The following is a 14,729-nucleotide window of genomic DNA, read 5'->3' on the forward strand; positions in this document are numbered from 1 at the left end:
GCATTTAAAATCGACCGGGCGAATGCCCGGTCATTCTGGTAAATCAATCAGCAATGCCCGCAGGGGGGTTTGCGCTCTAATCACTAAATGCTGCTCTTCTTGCACAAAAGCGCCATCACCACAGGTCAAGCCCTGAGCTTCGCTCACTTGCGGGCCTGTCACTTCTACGGTTCCGTGAATAGATTGCAGATAAGCCCTCGAGCCGTGCAAATCAATCGTATATTGCTCACCCGCTGCCAAATTCAGGTGATGGATCCACACTTGCTGGCGCAACTTCAGGCTGCCTTTTTCACCATCAGGGGAAGCCAATAGTCTTAATGGTTGGGTACACAGCGATAAATGCTGAGCCGATTGACTTTCTTGCTCGGGGCAAGCATTGAGCCATAACTGAATTCGCGTTAATGGTTTGTCGGCACTGAGATTATGCTCGCTATAGCTAACACCCGCTTGGGTAGAAAATAGCAGGACATCGCCAGTTTTACCGCGCACATGGTTACCTAAGCTATCTCGGTATTCTGCTTCGCCTTGTAGAATGATATTCAAAATATCAACCCGTGGATAAGTTCGCGGCTGGAATGATGCACCCGGCGCGAGAACCTCCTGATTCAGCACGCGCAGTGAAGCATAGCCTAATAATTTTGGATCAAAATAGTGGCCGAATGAAAAGGTATAGCGCGCCTGGAGCCAACCAAAGTCTGCTTGCCCGCACTGTTTTGCTGTTCTGCATGTAATCATGACAATGATCGCTCTTTGCTGATATTAATCGATAAACAAATGGTAAGCGTCTGGACGCCAGATTGTTAGCCAGTTAATCTGGTCACTATATTCAAATTTCCTGATTGAGAAAACGATGGGCAAAGATCGGGCGCTAACGTTAGAAGCCTTGAGAGTGATGGATGCCATTGACCGCCGTGGCAGTTTTGCTGCAGCTGCCGATGAATTGGGGCGTGTACCTTCGGCATTGAGCTACACCATGCAAAAACTCGAAGAAGAGCTGGATGTGGTGCTATTCGACCGTTCCGGGCATCGCACCAAGTTTACCAATGTGGGTCGTATGCTGTTGGATCGTGGGCGAGTACTGCTGGAAGCTGCAGATAAGCTGACCACGGATGCTGAGGCATTGGCGCGTGGTTGGGAAACCCATATCACTATCGTCAGTGAAACGTTGTCTCCGGCATGGAAACTGTTCCCGTTGATTGATCGACTGGCGCTGAAAGCAAATACGCAAGTCTCTATTTTTACTGAAGTATTGGCAGGTGCTTGGGAACGGTTGGAGCAGGGGCGAGCAGATATTGTGATTGCGCCAGACATGCATTTTCGCGCATCGTCGGAAATTAATAGTCGCAAACTGTACAAAGTCACCAGTGTTTATGTGGCCAGCCCTGACCATCCAATCCATCAGGAACCAGAGCCGCTATCAGAGCTAACTCGGGTGAAATACCGTGGTGTTGCTGTAGCCGATACCGCTCGTGAACGGCCGGTTTTGACCGTGCAATTGCTGGATAAACAGCAGCGGTTAACGGTGAGCACCATCGAAGATAAGCGGCGGGCATTGCTGGCCGGTTTGGGGGTGGCGACCATGCCGTATGAAATGGTTGAGAAAGATATTGAAGCAGGGCGCTTACGGGTTGTCGGGCCAGAATACAGCCGCGAGGCCGATATTATTATGGCCTGGCGGCGTGACAGTATGGGTGAGGCTAAGTCGTGGTGTCTGCGCGAGATCCCTAAACTCTTTGTGAATAAATAAACGGCGACTGTGCGTTAATCGGTTAACTAAGCAAAACGGATATCTCGGTCATGTGGCTCCAGCAGATCTTGCTGTGGGCCGATGGAGATAATGCCATAAGGATTAATCGTGTCGTGGCTGCGATAGTAGTGATTGCGGATATGAGCAAAATCTACCGTCTCGGCAATACCTGGCATTTGATAAATATCACGCAGGAAACCGTACAAATTTAGATAATCGCTGATCCGGTGTTTATCACATTTAAAATGTGTGACATACACGGGATCAAAACGTACCAATGTGGTCCATAAACGCAAATCCGCTTCGGTAAGTTGGTCACCGGTCAGATAACGGTGTTTTCCCAGAATCTGCTCCAGCTTCGCCAAGGCATCAAACAGGGTATTGACGGCTTCGTCATAGGCTGCTTGTGTGGTAGCAAAGCCCGCTTTATATACACCATTGTTAACCTGATCGTAGACCCACCCATTTATGTCATCAATATTGCGTTGTAATGCGGATGGGTAATAATCCCCGGCTCTGGCACCCACGCCATCAAAAGCACTATTGAACATACGAATAATATCGGCTGACTCATTGCTAACAACCGTTTGCTGCTGTTTGTCCCATAACACTGGAACGGTGACGCGCCCGCTATAGTGGGGGTCAGCACGCAAATAGAGTTGATAAAGATAATCGAGGTGATAAAGCGAATCGCCGGTGGCGGCGGGGAAATCATCACCGAATGTCCAGCCATGCTCTTTCATTAGCGGATGCACGACGGAAACAGAAATCAGTGACTCCAGGCCCTTCAGAGTACGTAAAAGTAAAGTTCGATGCGCCCACGGGCAGGCGAGAGAAACATACAAATGGTAGCGGTCTGCTTCGGCTTTAAAACCGGCTTTGCCCTGGGGCCCAGCCTGGCCATCAGCCGTGATCCAATTGCGGAACTGTGAGGTACTGCGCTTGAAGTGACCACCGGTAGATTTGGTGTCATACCAAATATCTTTCCAAATACCGTCTACAAGTTGTCCCATTTTATCCCCTTCGTTTTTGAAATTGCAGAGTTGTTAGCTGCTCTCGTTTACCCGAATCACTGATCTGAGTCAGCTCATCGGGATGCATTCGTTTGCTGCCTGGCTGCAACTCCAATTACTTGGGGGATTGCATATTAAAGTATAGCCTTACCACTTCTTACCCAACAGGCGGTCGATACTGAAACCACCAGGGCCGGCAACCGCTAAGACAATGTAACCGCCAGCGATGGTCAGGTTTTTCATGAACATCAGTTGGTTAACACCTTCCGCAAAGTTAGTGTGGAAGATCAGTGCGGTCAGAATGGTGAAACCGGCAGTGAACAGCGCGGTGGTGCGAGTCAGGAAACCAAACAGAATGGCCAAACCGCCGCCAAATTCCAACAGGATAGTCAGTGGCAGGAAGAAACCAGGGACACCCATTGCTTGCATATATTGTTGGGTCCCGGCATAGGCATCACCCATTTTGCCGTAACCGGCAACAATAAACAGAATTGGCATCAGAATACGTGCTACCAACAGACCAGTATCTTGTAATTTGTTCATCGACGACTTCTCCAAAAAGTGTTTTGTATTAATGCCTGGCATCTGCTGGCGTTAATTTTTAATCAAAAAGTATATATGTGATTGTTTGCCGGTGTATTTCTGCAAACGCCCTGACTTGATGAGAGAATGTTAGTCGAGAAGTTGATAAGTTGTTAGCAAGTAAAACTGTCGTTTTTTATCAAAAAAATTGAAGTGACAGAATATAAAAGCCTGCTTATGGGGAATGATGCTACAGCAGGCTGAATGATATGCTGGCTTTATCAAACATAAGATGATGGCTGCGTGTCAGTACAGTGCAGTGGAATGAGGGATCAACGTAATAAAAAAGTACTGCGAAACAATCGGATAGCACCCCATGCACTGACCGCTCTGCGCGACCAGCGGATTAACTTACTGGGATGGCGAATGCCATATAACGCCACCAGACTTGAACCCACCATCAGATATTTTCGCATACTGACGATTTTCGCCCAGCCACGATCATAAGGTGCGGTGACTTCGATCCAATGCGCGGCGCTGTTAGCGAGATCCAGACGTTGCTGCTGGATCTCCCGTAACAATGCGGCCTTTTCCTGTGCTAATTGACGGCGACTCAACGCTCTTTCTCCAATAACTCGCGATCCGTTTCCAGTTGCTTGCGGGTTGACCCCAGCAGGGTGGAATGGCGCGCTTTGGTGAGTGTCCAGATAACACCGATTATCGCCAGTGCTAAGAGCACTGCCGTTGTCGACCCCAATGCAACTAAGCGATAAGCAGGATCAATCGCCCATATCACCAACACCAGCAGACTCATCAAACCGAAAGCGGTAAACAGCAGAGTAATTCCCGCCATCATCAGCAACTGAATCAGTGTTGCTTTTTCTTCTTCCAGTTCAATAGCCGCTAGCCGAATACGGGTTTCGACCATGCCAACCACGATGGTAGCGATGCGGTGGACAGTATCGAGGACCCCTTTACCGGGGCCCTTAGTTTGAGGAAGTTCAGCCATAATCAGCGGCGAGACAACAGAACGCCTAACACCACGCCAACAGCCGCACCGATACCTACGCCAGCCCAAGGGTTGTCATGGACATAGTTATCGGCTTTATCAGCAATTTCTTTGGTTTGGGCGGCGATTCTATCACCCGTTTCGCTAAGACGTTCACGCGTATCTTTCAACGCGTTTTCCGCTTTGGCCCGTAGCTTATCTAGCTCAGCTTTCGGCTTATCGGTCGAAGATTGCAGCACTTCTTCCAAAGTATCCGCAAGTGACTTAAGTTCAGCGCGCAAATGTTCAGAGGTTTTATCTTGTGGCATTTAATAACTCCTTAGAATAACTGAGGTGAATACTTAATCTAGTGAATTTCTCTGAAAGTTGATAGGTTAATTATCCTAATAATTTTCAAATGACTCACTGTGTCTGTATTTAAACCCGGAGTCGCTACTTATGTGCCAGAGCTTGCTCTAACTCGGCTTGCGCTTCCGTTAACTTCTTCTGTTTTTTAGTGATTTTCTCAGCATTACCTGTTTCTTGAGCCTCTTTTAGCTCTTCCTGACGCTCAGCGACTTTGTGCTGCTTTTCTTTAATTTTGCTCTGGCGGTCGGCTTCCAGGCTTTCAACCGTACAATTATTCTTAACTTGGTTCAAGGCCGTTTCCAGACCTGCGACGCGATGAGTATTGCCATGTTTTTTCGCATAATCAATCTGTTGTTGGATCTCATTGGCTTTGATATCGCATTCATTTGCCTGGGCGACACTGCAAAATACGGTCATCGGTAATGCTAGCAGGAGAAAGGCCCGTGGAGAAAAAATAGTACGTAACAACATGGTATTGCTTCCTTTTACAACAAGAGTCGGGATGAAATAGGCAACTATGAATGACTAAGCATAGCGCTGAATTATATGATACCCAAGTCTATTACAGGATTTTTTATAGATTAATCATAAATCAGCAGGATAATCTGGCAATAATTAAGGAAAAACCACTCCCCGGGATGCGGATTATCCTACATTCTGTAGGTTATTTCTGAGTGCGGGCAATAAACTCTGACGTTTCTTTGACTCACTGGAGACAATGACATAACCGCCTGGCAGGATATCTTGTAAGGCTGTAATGGCTTCTTGTTGCTGCTCTGGAGACTCAAGACTCACCACCAAACTGCCATTTTCTGGAGTGATACTTTTGATGCGAATCCCCCGCTGATCAAGATGCTGGTACAGATAAAAACCATCAGGTAATGACAGCCCATGCTGATTAGGCCGAATTTTTAGCGCGCTTTCGGTGCACATAATAATGGGCGTAAACAGCAGGGCTGCCAGCAATAAAACTGTCACCGGCAGGATAAGATAGTGCCAAACTTGGCGGCCAAAACGGCCACGGAGGTTAATCACTCTGGCTTACCTTTGTCATTACTATCATTCACTGACGTGGTATTTTTTTTGCGCCAAAGTACATATAAAGAACCAAACAAGCCGATCACCAGTAGTGCCAGAGGCAGTAACATCAGGAAAAACATCACTTCATCTTCGTATTTCAGGAATACCGGCGTTTTACCAAAAGCGAAGCCCATCGTGGTTAAGATCAACACCCACAGGAAGCCACTCATCCAGTTAAAGAATTGAAAGCGTGCATTATTCAGACCGGAAAGACCGGCAATTGTTGGTAACAAGGTGCGCACAAATGCCAGGAAACGCCCGACTAACAGTGCGGATAACCCATGACGGTGGAACAGGTTATGCGCGCGTTGGTGATAATGTGCTGGAAGGTGGGATAGCCACCCTTGTACCACCTTTGTATTCCCCAGCCATCGGCCTTGAATATAACTGACCCAGCAACCCAGGCTGGCTGCGGTGGTTAACACCACCAGTGTGACTGGGAAACTCATGGCACCTTTTGCAATCAGTACGCCCACCAGAATTAACAGGCTATCGCCAGGTAAAAAGGCTGCCGGGAGCAAGCCATTTTCCAGAAAAAGTATCACAAATAGCAGGATGTAGATGGCCCATACTAACGACGGGTTCGCGAGCGTCTCGTAGTCTTGTGCCCATAAAGCATGTAAGAGTTCTTTAATGATATCCATCTGGTATTCCTAAAACGTCATTGTTTGTTGTATGCATCGTTATGGATATAAACACGATCACAAAGATATCTGATACTTTCTCGTGTCTTAGCGATGGTTATGATAAATAAACCAGGGCAAACCAATTCGCTGATATCTTGAGGTAAATTTACTTCTTGTTGCGATGCCCATGTATTACGACAATAGAAAAAGCATCACGCCATAATGTGATAGGTAAGCATCCCGCTATATTGAGTATTACTCTCTTTCCAACCACCCACACGATTTTGCTGTGTCGATGCATGGAATATCCAATTGGAATAATTCAGCAGCGGCTGAGATTGCCGTGGCTGTTTGTAGATTTCATCCGCACGATGACTGCGGTACATCGCCAGATAGGTGCCATGCCAGATGTTGTTGGCAAGCGAAGGATTAACTGGACCGATAAATTTAAGTGTACCCAACCGGTTTTTTATGGCGGTTTTTTTGGCGGGCATGCCCATTAAACGTAATTGAGAATAAAAGGCTTTTTTTTGCAGACGCAAATCTGACGAAGCTATATTCATCGATGATGAAGTACTGCTGACATAGTTACAGTCAAGCGCAGGTAAGGCGATACCTGGTGTTGGGTGCGTGGGCGATAGCAGGTTGCCGGAAGCCGAAGCGGCCCAGCCAGACACTGCAATAAACAGAGCAAACAACCAGCGCATATATTTGCGTTTCGCTCCCAACATATCCGAATAAAAAAGTGCTGTCACTTTAGCAAAATAGCAGGATATGAAACAGGGAAATATAGATGCTAATTGAGTGTTTTTTAAGCAATAGTTAAAAAACAGGCATGACACTGACGTTTGCTGACAGAACTCGACATTTACTGACCTCAAAGCGGCATAATCTTGCCGGGAAGAGAAAGAATAGAGTCACTTTCTCCCCCCACGGATTATCTCTTTATAGGATAGAGATCAGTTTTTGCTATTAGCAACACTATTGGCAACACTGGGTATATCGAGGTGAACAACCGGGTTCTCAGTGAATAAATAGCGGTCCACATTAAACTCAAAATCATCGGTGGTTGCGCGGAACAGCATCTGCTTGGTATTTTCCAGATGTTGCCACATGGCCAGCTTGCTCGCGTAAGGATCTTTACGCATCAAGGCTTCGAGGATCCTGTCGTGATCCTCACACCAGCTCTCGATCGATTTATCATCGATATGTTCATGCAGCTTGATCCAGTAAGGGTTATGTACCCGCTGGCTCCACATTTTTTCGACAATCGTTGCCATGGCGGTGTTTTGTGTCGCCAGCGCTACCTGTACATGGAATTTCAAATCCCACTGCGAGTCGCGAAAACGATCCTCTTGCCGCGCATGCTTTTGGATCTCGATTAATTGCACGATATCTTGTCGCGTCACTTGCGTGGCCGCAAATTCGGCAATGTTACTTTCGATCAATTGGCGCGCTTGTAACAGCTCAAAAGGACCCGCTGTAGCGAATTCAATGCCATGGTTAGGCATAACCAAGTGCTTTTGTTTATTCGACATCACATGGATGCCGGAGCCTTTGCGCACTTCTACATAGCCTTCTACTTCCAGCATGATAATCGCTTCACGGACCACGGTGCGGCTGACATTCATTTCTTCGGAAATGTAGCGTTCTGCGGGCAATTTATCGCCCACCGGATAAACACCGGCTTCGATGCGCTGCTTTAACTCTGCGGCTAACTGTTGGTACAACCGTCTGGTTTCTGTGAATTCCATGATTAAGGCTCTTGGGATCAATTGAGGCAGCAAATTTTGCGGCTCATTTTGTCTGGAAGGCATGATATCCCGTAGGAGATACAATGGGACTTGTTATACCACTTATCCCAATTGTGTTCTAGTTATTGCTATCACAGTTATGATGGAAAATGTGCGGTAGAAGGGGGAGGCCGGGTATAAAAAAGCCCGGCAGATTTTGCCGGGCTGGTGATGTCAATAACTTCAAATCGTGATGTGAATTAATTCTGTCCGGCTGGTGTTTGTTGCACCGGATCAATAGCCGGTTCCGCTGCCGGACGGTTTTGCAGCACCGTCCAGATAACCACGACGGCCAACACGTCAAACACCGCCAGTGCGGCAAACAGTGGGCTGAAGCCCATAGTATCTGCCAAAGCACCTACCACCAGAGCGAACATGGTACTGGCAGTCCAGGCTGCCATTCCCGTCAAGCCGTTGGCGGTGGCCACTTCGTTACGACCAAAGACGTCAGAAGACAGTGTGATTAGTGCGCCAGACAATGATTGGTGAGCAAAGCCCCCAACACACAATAGGGCGATAGCAGCATAAGGGCTGGTAAACAGGCCAATGGTCCCCGGCCCAATCATCAACAAGCCGCCCATTGTTACCACTAACTTACGTGACACAATCAGGTTAACTTTCAGGTATTTCTGGAACAAAGGTGGCAGATAACCACCCAGAATGCAGCCCAGGTCGGCAAACAGCATAGGCATCCAGGCAAACATGGCAATTTCTTTCAGGTTAAAGCCATAAGCTTTAAACATGAACAGTGGGATCCACGCGTTGAATGTTCCCCAGGCGGGTTCTGCCAGGAAACGTGGAATTGCGATACCCCAGAACTGGCGGTTACGGATAATCTGTAGTGCGGACATCTTTTTGGAGTTTGCAGTAGAGTGCTGCGCTTCCTGACCACTCAGGATGTACTCACGTTCTTCATCAGACAGTTTTTTCTGATCTTTCGGGTGTTTGTACAGGATTAACCAGGCAATGGCCCAAATCAGGCTGAGTACACCGGTGATGATAAATGCCATCTGCCAGCTGTGCATCACGATAGCCCACACCACTAATGGTGGTGCAATCATGCCGCCAATAGAAGAACCTACGTTGAAATATCCTACAGCAATAGAACGCTCTTTTGCCGGGAACCATTCACTGGTTGCTTTCAGACCCGCAGGGATCATCGCTGCCTCTGCTGCACCCACAGCACCACGAGCGATCGCTAAACCACCCCAGCTGCTGGCTAATGCGGTACTCATACAGAATATGGCCCACATAACGGCAAACATGGCATAACCGACTTTCGTCCCCATCACATCCAGAATATAACCGGCTACCGGTTGCATCAGGGTGTAAGCGGCTGAATAAGCGGCGATAATATAAGAATATTGCTGAGTGGTGATATGTAACTGCTCTTGCAACGTTGGTGCGGCAACGGCAATAGCGTTACGTGTTAGGTAACCTAATATGGTGCCAACGGTGACCAAAGCGATCATATACCAGCGTAAGCCTTTAATTTTACGCATCATTTATAACTTCTCCCAGTCTTAGATTACTGCCATGAAACGCCGCCTGTCGTGACGTTTCATGGCGCAATTTGGTCCAATCCGACATCGCGGTGGTACCTGGCTCTTCTTATTTAATTGAGGCTGGCCGTGCTGTGCCAACTTCAACTCTTTGGCTATCCCTTCTCTTGTTTGAGGCCGTAGTGCTGGCGCGGCGCTCACTCTAGGTATTTCCATTGAGGTCAAATCAGTGCGTTTGATGAACATGACGAATGAGATGACTGATGGCGACGCAACAATAACTTGTCATACAGATTTAAAAGTTGAGTGATATCACAAAAACCACTTTTCAATTAGGGAATAATAGAACCCACCAGACTTAGTGCCGCAAGGGACTAAATGGACTATAAATGTTGGGTATTTGTTCTTTTTGTTAGATTTTTGCGATCTCTATCTACAAAAAATGCTGGACGATAGATGAAATTGGTGTGATAACTTCGCGATAACAGAAAGCAGTACTCTAGATGTACTCAAGTGAGGAACCTAATATGGCGCAGTTTTTGACCGAAGACTTTTTGCTCGACACCGAATTTGCCCGTCGTCTCTATCATGATTATGCAAAAGATCAGCCGATCTATGATTATCACTGCCATTTACCCCCAGAACAGATTGCAGAAAACACCCGTTTTAAGAATCTGTATGACATCTGGTTGAAAGGTGACCACTATAAATGGCGCGCGATGCGCACTAATGGTGTGGCTGAGCGTTTCTGTACCGGTGATGCCAGTGATCGCGAGAAGTTTGATGCTTGGGCAGCAACGGTTCCTCATACTATTGGTAACCCGCTCTACCATTGGACGCATCTCGAATTACGCCGCCCGTTTGGTATTACAGGTAAGTTATTGTCCCCAGCCACTGCAGATGAAATCTGGCAGCGCGGAAACGAACTACTGGCTCAGGATAGCTTCTCTGCCCGCGGTATCATGCAGCAGATGAATGTCAAAATGGTCGGTACTACTGATGACCCGATCGATGACCTGCGCCATCATAAAGCGATTGCTGCTGATGGCAGTTTCAATATCAAAGTTTTGCCAAGCTGGCGTCCAGATAAAGCTTTCAATATTGAAGCCGCAGGTTTCAATGACTATATGCAGCGCCTCGAAGCTGCCGCTGACACGTCAATTAGTCGCTTCGCCGATTTGTGTACCGCGCTGAATAAACGTATGGATCACTTTGCCGCTCATGGTTGCAAAGTGTCTGATCATGCGTTGGATGTGGTGGTTTACGGTGAAGCAGATGAAGCGACGCTGGACGGCATCCTTGCTCGCCGCCTGGCGGGTAATCAGCCAAGTACTGAAGAAATCGCACAGTTCAAAACAGCCGTGTTGATCTTCCTGTCTGGCGAATATCACCGCCGCGAATGGGTGCAGCAATATCACATCGGCGCATTGCGCAACAATAACAGCCGCATGTTCAATCTGGTCGGGCCGGATATCGGCTTTGACTCCATCAATGACCAGCCACTGGCTCAACCTTTATCTCGCTTATTGGATGCGCAAGGCCTGCGTAATGCACTGCCAAAAACCATCCTTTACTGCCTGAATCCACGTGATAACGAAGTGATCGGCACTATGGTGGGTAACTTCCAGGGCGAAGGCGCTGCCGGGAAAATGCAATTTGGTTCTGGCTGGTGGTTCAATGACCAAAAAGATGGCATGCAACGTCAAATGACCCAACTGGCACAGCTTGGTTTACTGAGCCGCTTTGTCGGCATGCTGACTGATAGCCGTAGCTTCTTGTCTTATACCCGCCATGAATACTTCCGTCGCATCCTGTGCCAAATGATTGGCCGCTGGGTCGAGGATGGCGAAGCTCCAGCGGATATTGAACTGCTAGGTTCTATGGTGAAAAACATCTGCTTTGATAACGCTAAGCAATATTTTGCCATCGAATTGTAATCGCTGAACTGCTTCTGTGATGAATAACTAATAACAATCTCGGGGCTGAATATCAGCCCCTTATAACATTAACATATTGAATATTTAACGCCCGGCTGTATGCGTTATGAGGTGAATCCTGATGCAAACTTTGAACCGTCGTGACTTTCCTGGCCGTAGCCACCCTGACAAAATCATTCAATTCGGTGAAGGTAACTTCCTGCGAGCCTTTGTTGACTGGCAGATCGATTTACTGAATGAGCACACCGATCTCAATGCCGGGATTGTGGTGATCCGTCCGATTGACACCGATTTTCCACCGTCACTCAGCACTCAGGATGGCCTGTATACTGCGGTGATCCGCGGTCTGAACGAACAAGGCGAAGCGGTGCGTGAATCCCGCCTGATCCGTTCGGTTAACCGTGAAATTAATATTTACCGCCAGTTTGATGAATATCTGGCGCTAGCTCGTGATCCTAATATTCGCTTTATGTTTTCGAACACCACTGAAGCCGGTATTGCCTGGAACGAAGCGGATCAATTCAACGATGCACCGCCAAGTTCTTTCCCAGCTAAATTGACCCGTTTACTGTTCGAACGTTTTGAGCATTTTTCCGGTGCCGCGGACAAAGGTTGGGTGCTGCTGCCTTGCGAACTAATTGATTATAATGGTGAAGCGCTGCGTGAGTTAGTTCTACGCTATGCCAGCCATTGGCAACTGCCTGCGGCATTTACCCAGTGGTTGACTGAGAACAACACGTTCTGCTCCACATTGGTTGACCGCATTGTGACAGGTTATCCGCGTGATGAAGTAGCAGCATTGCAAGCCGAATTAGGTTATCAAGACAGCTTCCTGGATACCGCCGAATACTTCTATCTGTTTGTTATCCAAGGGCCAAAAGAATTAGCACAAGAGCTTCGCCTCGATAAATTAGACCTGAATGTCCGTATCGTCGATGACATCAAACCTTATAAAGAACGCAAAGTTGCGATTCTGAACGGTGCGCACACTGCATTGGTGCCAGTGGCTTACCTGTCTGGGCTGGACACGGTTGGTCAGACGATGGATGACGCGCAAATCAGCAGCTTTGTTGAGAAAACCATTACTGAAGAGATTGTGCCGGTATTGGATTTACCGGAAGACGAGTTGTTGTCATTCTCTCAGGCTGTATTGAGCCGTTTCCGTAACCCGTTCATTCAGCATCAGTTGTTATCTATTGCCTTGAATGGCATGACCAAATTCCGTACTCGCATTTTACCGCAATTGCTAACTTATCAGCAGCAACAAGGCAAGTTGCCGCCACGCCTGACTTTTGCACTGGCCGCTCTGATCGCCTTTTATCGTGGTGAACGTGATGGTCAAACTTACCCGTTGCAGGATGATGCTCACTGGCTGGAGCGCTATTCCACCTTGTGGAATGGTGTAAAGCACGGCGATATCAAGCTGGCTGAATTGGTTAACACGGTACTGTCTGATACCGCCCATTGGGGACAGGATCTGACTGCGGTACCACAACTGGCAAATCAAGTGACAGAGCAACTACAGACCATCATTGACAGCGGAATGAGAGCTGCGGTCGCGGCATACAGCTAAAGGTTTAACTATGCAAAGTATTATAAAAATTCACCCGTTGGATAATGTTGCTGTCGCACTGCAAGATTTAGCCACAGATGATGTTCTCGAAATTGGAGACTTCAGTGTTAAATTGGCTCAGCCAGTAGCGCGTGGTCATAAATTTGCTTTAACGGCCATCGCACCGGGGCAAATGATCGTTAAGTATGGTTTGCCGATCGGCCATGCATTAACCCTGATCCAGCCCGGCGAACATATTCATTCGCAAAATGCTAAAACTAACCTTAGCGATCTGGATGAGTATCAGTATCAGCCAGAATTCAGTGAGTTACCACCGCAAATGGCAGATCGCGAAGTGCAGATCTATCGCCGGGCCAACGGAGATGTGGCGGTGCGCAATGAATTGTGGATTATCCCAACGGTAGGTTGCGTGAATGGGATCGCCCGTCAGATCCAACAACGTTTTCTGAAAGAAACACAAGACGCGGATGGTATTGATGGGGTCTATCTGTTCAGCCATCCATTCGGTTGTTCACAACTGGGTCAGGACCACGAAAATACCCGTACCATGCTGCAAAACATGGTGCGTCACCCCAATGCTGGTGCGGTGCTGGTCATCGGTTTGGGCTGTGAAAACAACCAGGTAGACGTTTTCCAAACCACGTTGGGGCAGGTTGATGAAGATCGTGTGCACTTTATGGTCTGTCAGCAGCAGGATGATGAAGTCGAAGCCGGTCTTGAGCATCTGCATGCTTTGTATCAGGTTATGCGCAATGACCCACGGGTTGCGGGTAAGCTGAGTGAACTCAAGTTTGGTCTGGAATGCGGGGGTTCTGATGGGTTATCTGGTATCACCGCTAACCCATTACTGGGCCGCTTCTCCGACTATGTGATTGCCAATGGCGGAACTTCTGTTCTAACCGAAGTGCCGGAAATGTTCGGCGCTGAGCGGATTCTGATGAGTCGCTGCCGTGATGAAGCGACGTTTGAAAAGACGGTTAGCATGGTCAATGACTTCAAACAGTACTTTATTGCGCACAACCAGCCGATTTACGAAAACCCATCTCCGGGCAATAAAGCAGGTGGTATCACCACGCTGGAAGAGAAATCACTGGGTTGTACCCAAAAAGCGGGTCAGAGCAAAGTGGTTGATGTGTTGAAGTATGGTGAGCGTTTACAGCACCCTGGGCTGAATTTACTCAGTGCACCAGGTAATGATGCAGTAGCCACCAGTGCATTAGCGGGCGCAGGTTGTCATATGGTGTTGTTCAGTACCGGACGTGGTACACCTTATGGCGGTTTTGTGCCGACAGTGAAACTGGCAACTAACAGTGAACTGGCTGCGAAAAAGCCCCATTGGATTGATTTCGATGCCGGTAAACTGATTCATGGCACGTCAATGGATGATTTGCTGGCAGAGTTTGTTGATTTGATTGTCGACATTGCCAATGGCAAACCCGCGCGCAATGAAGTCAATGACTTCCGTGAACTGGCAATCTTTAAAAGCGGTGTCACCTTGTAAATATTGTGCCTTTTGATTAATATGAAACGGTGTTTTATTTTTTATGGATAAGACACTCTACCAAGGTATTGAAGTCGC

At 47.7% G+C, this 14,729-nt stretch carries 16 protein-coding genes; 4 read left to right on the top strand and 12 right to left on the bottom strand.

Annotated features, from left to right (window positions below):
* Nucleotides 1-30 precede the first annotated feature (30 nt).
* The gene (locus ACF3VQ_RS02435) at nucleotides 31-735 is read right to left on the bottom strand and encodes a pirin family protein (RefSeq protein WP_392433250.1); all 705 of its coding nucleotides are present in this window, start codon (nucleotides 733-735) and stop codon (nucleotides 31-33) included.
* Between the two features lie 115 nt (nucleotides 736-850).
* On the opposite strand from ACF3VQ_RS02435, the gene ACF3VQ_RS02440 reads away from it, so the two are divergent.
* Nucleotides 851-1,747: a LysR family transcriptional regulator gene (locus ACF3VQ_RS02440; RefSeq protein ID WP_392433251.1), complete on the top strand. Its 897-nt coding sequence runs from the start codon at nucleotides 851-853 to the stop codon at nucleotides 1,745-1,747.
* Between the two features lie 26 nt (nucleotides 1,748-1,773).
* On the opposite strand, the gene ACF3VQ_RS02445 is transcribed toward ACF3VQ_RS02440, so the two are convergent.
* The 11 genes from ACF3VQ_RS02445 to ACF3VQ_RS02495 all read right to left on the bottom strand — a co-directional run bounded on the left by ACF3VQ_RS02445 (nucleotide 1,774) and on the right by ACF3VQ_RS02495 (nucleotide 9,643).
* Nucleotides 1,774-2,760 (bottom strand): glutathione S-transferase family protein, encoded by a 987-nt coding sequence (locus ACF3VQ_RS02445; protein WP_392433252.1) that lies wholly within the window; start codon nucleotides 2,758-2,760, stop codon nucleotides 1,774-1,776.
* Between the two features lie 147 nt (nucleotides 2,761-2,907).
* Nucleotides 2,908-3,303 (bottom strand): DoxX family protein, encoded by a 396-nt coding sequence (locus ACF3VQ_RS02450; protein WP_004391987.1) that lies wholly within the window; start codon nucleotides 3,301-3,303, stop codon nucleotides 2,908-2,910.
* A 311-nt stretch (nucleotides 3,304-3,614) separates the two neighbouring features.
* Nucleotides 3,615-3,899 (bottom strand): YqjK-like family protein, encoded by a 285-nt coding sequence (locus ACF3VQ_RS02455; RefSeq protein WP_005174201.1) that lies wholly within the window; start codon nucleotides 3,897-3,899, stop codon nucleotides 3,615-3,617.
* Complete coding sequence (locus ACF3VQ_RS02460) at nucleotides 3,896-4,291, bottom strand: phage holin family protein (RefSeq protein ID WP_392433253.1); 396 nt, start codon at nucleotides 4,289-4,291, stop codon at nucleotides 3,896-3,898. Before ACF3VQ_RS02460 ends, ACF3VQ_RS02455 begins: the two co-directional genes overlap by 4 nt.
* A 2-nt stretch (nucleotides 4,292-4,293) precedes the next feature.
* Complete coding sequence (locus ACF3VQ_RS02465; protein ID WP_392433254.1) at nucleotides 4,294-4,599, bottom strand: YqjD family protein; 306 nt, start codon at nucleotides 4,597-4,599, stop codon at nucleotides 4,294-4,296.
* A 124-nt stretch (nucleotides 4,600-4,723) separates the two neighbouring features.
* Nucleotides 4,724-5,110: a DUF1090 domain-containing protein gene (locus ACF3VQ_RS02470; protein WP_392433255.1), complete on the bottom strand. Its 387-nt coding sequence runs from the start codon at nucleotides 5,108-5,110 to the stop codon at nucleotides 4,724-4,726.
* Nucleotides 5,111-5,284: 174 nt separating this feature from the next.
* Entirely contained in the window at nucleotides 5,285-5,674 is a 390-nt protein-coding gene (gene mzrA, locus ACF3VQ_RS02475) for an EnvZ/OmpR regulon moderator MzrA (RefSeq protein ID WP_392433256.1), read from the bottom strand.
* Complete coding sequence (locus ACF3VQ_RS02480; protein ID WP_392433257.1) at nucleotides 5,671-6,363, bottom strand: DedA family protein; 693 nt, start codon at nucleotides 6,361-6,363, stop codon at nucleotides 5,671-5,673. Before ACF3VQ_RS02480 ends, mzrA begins: the two co-directional genes overlap by 4 nt.
* 194 nt (nucleotides 6,364-6,557) lie before the next feature.
* Nucleotides 6,558-7,052: a hypothetical protein gene (locus tag ACF3VQ_RS02485; protein WP_392433258.1), complete on the bottom strand. Its 495-nt coding sequence runs from the start codon at nucleotides 7,050-7,052 to the stop codon at nucleotides 6,558-6,560.
* Between the two features lie 252 nt (nucleotides 7,053-7,304).
* The gene (exuR, locus tag ACF3VQ_RS02490) at nucleotides 7,305-8,099 is read right to left on the bottom strand and encodes a transcriptional regulator ExuR (protein ID WP_392433259.1); all 795 of its coding nucleotides are present in this window, start codon (nucleotides 8,097-8,099) and stop codon (nucleotides 7,305-7,307) included.
* Between the two features lie 239 nt (nucleotides 8,100-8,338).
* Complete coding sequence (locus ACF3VQ_RS02495) at nucleotides 8,339-9,643, bottom strand: MFS transporter (protein ID WP_011817242.1); 1,305 nt, start codon at nucleotides 9,641-9,643, stop codon at nucleotides 8,339-8,341.
* 524 nt (nucleotides 9,644-10,167) lie between these two features.
* Here ACF3VQ_RS02495 and uxaC point away from each other — a divergent pair.
* The 3 genes from uxaC (at nucleotide 10,168) to ACF3VQ_RS02510 (ending at nucleotide 14,651) form a co-directional block, all read left to right on the top strand.
* Complete coding sequence (gene uxaC / locus ACF3VQ_RS02500) at nucleotides 10,168-11,577, top strand: glucuronate isomerase (RefSeq protein WP_392433260.1); 1,410 nt, start codon at nucleotides 10,168-10,170, stop codon at nucleotides 11,575-11,577.
* Nucleotides 11,578-11,698: 121 nt separating this feature from the next.
* Complete coding sequence (locus tag ACF3VQ_RS02505) at nucleotides 11,699-13,150, top strand: tagaturonate reductase (RefSeq protein ID WP_392433261.1); 1,452 nt, start codon at nucleotides 11,699-11,701, stop codon at nucleotides 13,148-13,150.
* 10 nt (nucleotides 13,151-13,160) lie between these two features.
* The gene (locus ACF3VQ_RS02510) at nucleotides 13,161-14,651 is read left to right on the top strand and encodes a UxaA family hydrolase (protein ID WP_392433262.1); all 1,491 of its coding nucleotides are present in this window, start codon (nucleotides 13,161-13,163) and stop codon (nucleotides 14,649-14,651) included.
* Nucleotides 14,652-14,729 lie beyond the last annotated feature (78 nt).

The organism is Yersinia fenwicki (assembly GCF_043099325.1).
GTDB lineage: Bacteria > Pseudomonadota > Gammaproteobacteria > Enterobacterales > Enterobacteriaceae > Yersinia.

Excerpts from the sequence above, each read along its gene's own strand:
- ACF3VQ_RS02435 (WP_392433250.1), bottom strand. The coding sequence starts at position 735 with ATGATTACATGCAGAACAGCAAAACAGTGCGGGCAAGCAGACTTTGGT.
- ACF3VQ_RS02440 (WP_392433251.1), top strand. The coding sequence starts at position 851 with ATGGGCAAAGATCGGGCGCTAACGTTAGAAGCCTTGAGAGTGATGGAT.
- ACF3VQ_RS02445 (WP_392433252.1), bottom strand. The coding sequence starts at position 2,760 with ATGGGACAACTTGTAGACGGTATTTGGAAAGATATTTGGTATGACACC.
- ACF3VQ_RS02450 (WP_004391987.1), bottom strand. The coding sequence starts at position 3,303 with ATGAACAAATTACAAGATACTGGTCTGTTGGTAGCACGTATTCTGATG.
- ACF3VQ_RS02460 (WP_392433253.1), bottom strand. The coding sequence starts at position 4,291 with ATGGCTGAACTTCCTCAAACTAAGGGCCCCGGTAAAGGGGTCCTCGAT.
- ACF3VQ_RS02465 (WP_392433254.1), bottom strand. The coding sequence starts at position 4,599 with ATGCCACAAGATAAAACCTCTGAACATTTGCGCGCTGAACTTAAGTCA.
- ACF3VQ_RS02470 (WP_392433255.1), bottom strand. The coding sequence starts at position 5,110 with ATGTTGTTACGTACTATTTTTTCTCCACGGGCCTTTCTCCTGCTAGCA.
- ACF3VQ_RS02480 (WP_392433257.1), bottom strand. The coding sequence starts at position 6,363 with ATGGATATCATTAAAGAACTCTTACATGCTTTATGGGCACAAGACTAC.
- ACF3VQ_RS02485 (WP_392433258.1), bottom strand. The coding sequence starts at position 7,052 with ATGCGCTGGTTGTTTGCTCTGTTTATTGCAGTGTCTGGCTGGGCCGCT.
- exuR (WP_392433259.1), bottom strand. The coding sequence starts at position 8,099 with ATGGAATTCACAGAAACCAGACGGTTGTACCAACAGTTAGCCGCAGAG.
- ACF3VQ_RS02495 (WP_011817242.1), bottom strand. The coding sequence starts at position 9,643 with ATGATGCGTAAAATTAAAGGCTTACGCTGGTATATGATCGCTTTGGTC.
- uxaC (WP_392433260.1), top strand. The coding sequence starts at position 10,168 with ATGGCGCAGTTTTTGACCGAAGACTTTTTGCTCGACACCGAATTTGCC.
- ACF3VQ_RS02505 (WP_392433261.1), top strand. The coding sequence starts at position 11,699 with ATGCAAACTTTGAACCGTCGTGACTTTCCTGGCCGTAGCCACCCTGAC.
- ACF3VQ_RS02510 (WP_392433262.1), top strand. The coding sequence starts at position 13,161 with ATGCAAAGTATTATAAAAATTCACCCGTTGGATAATGTTGCTGTCGCA.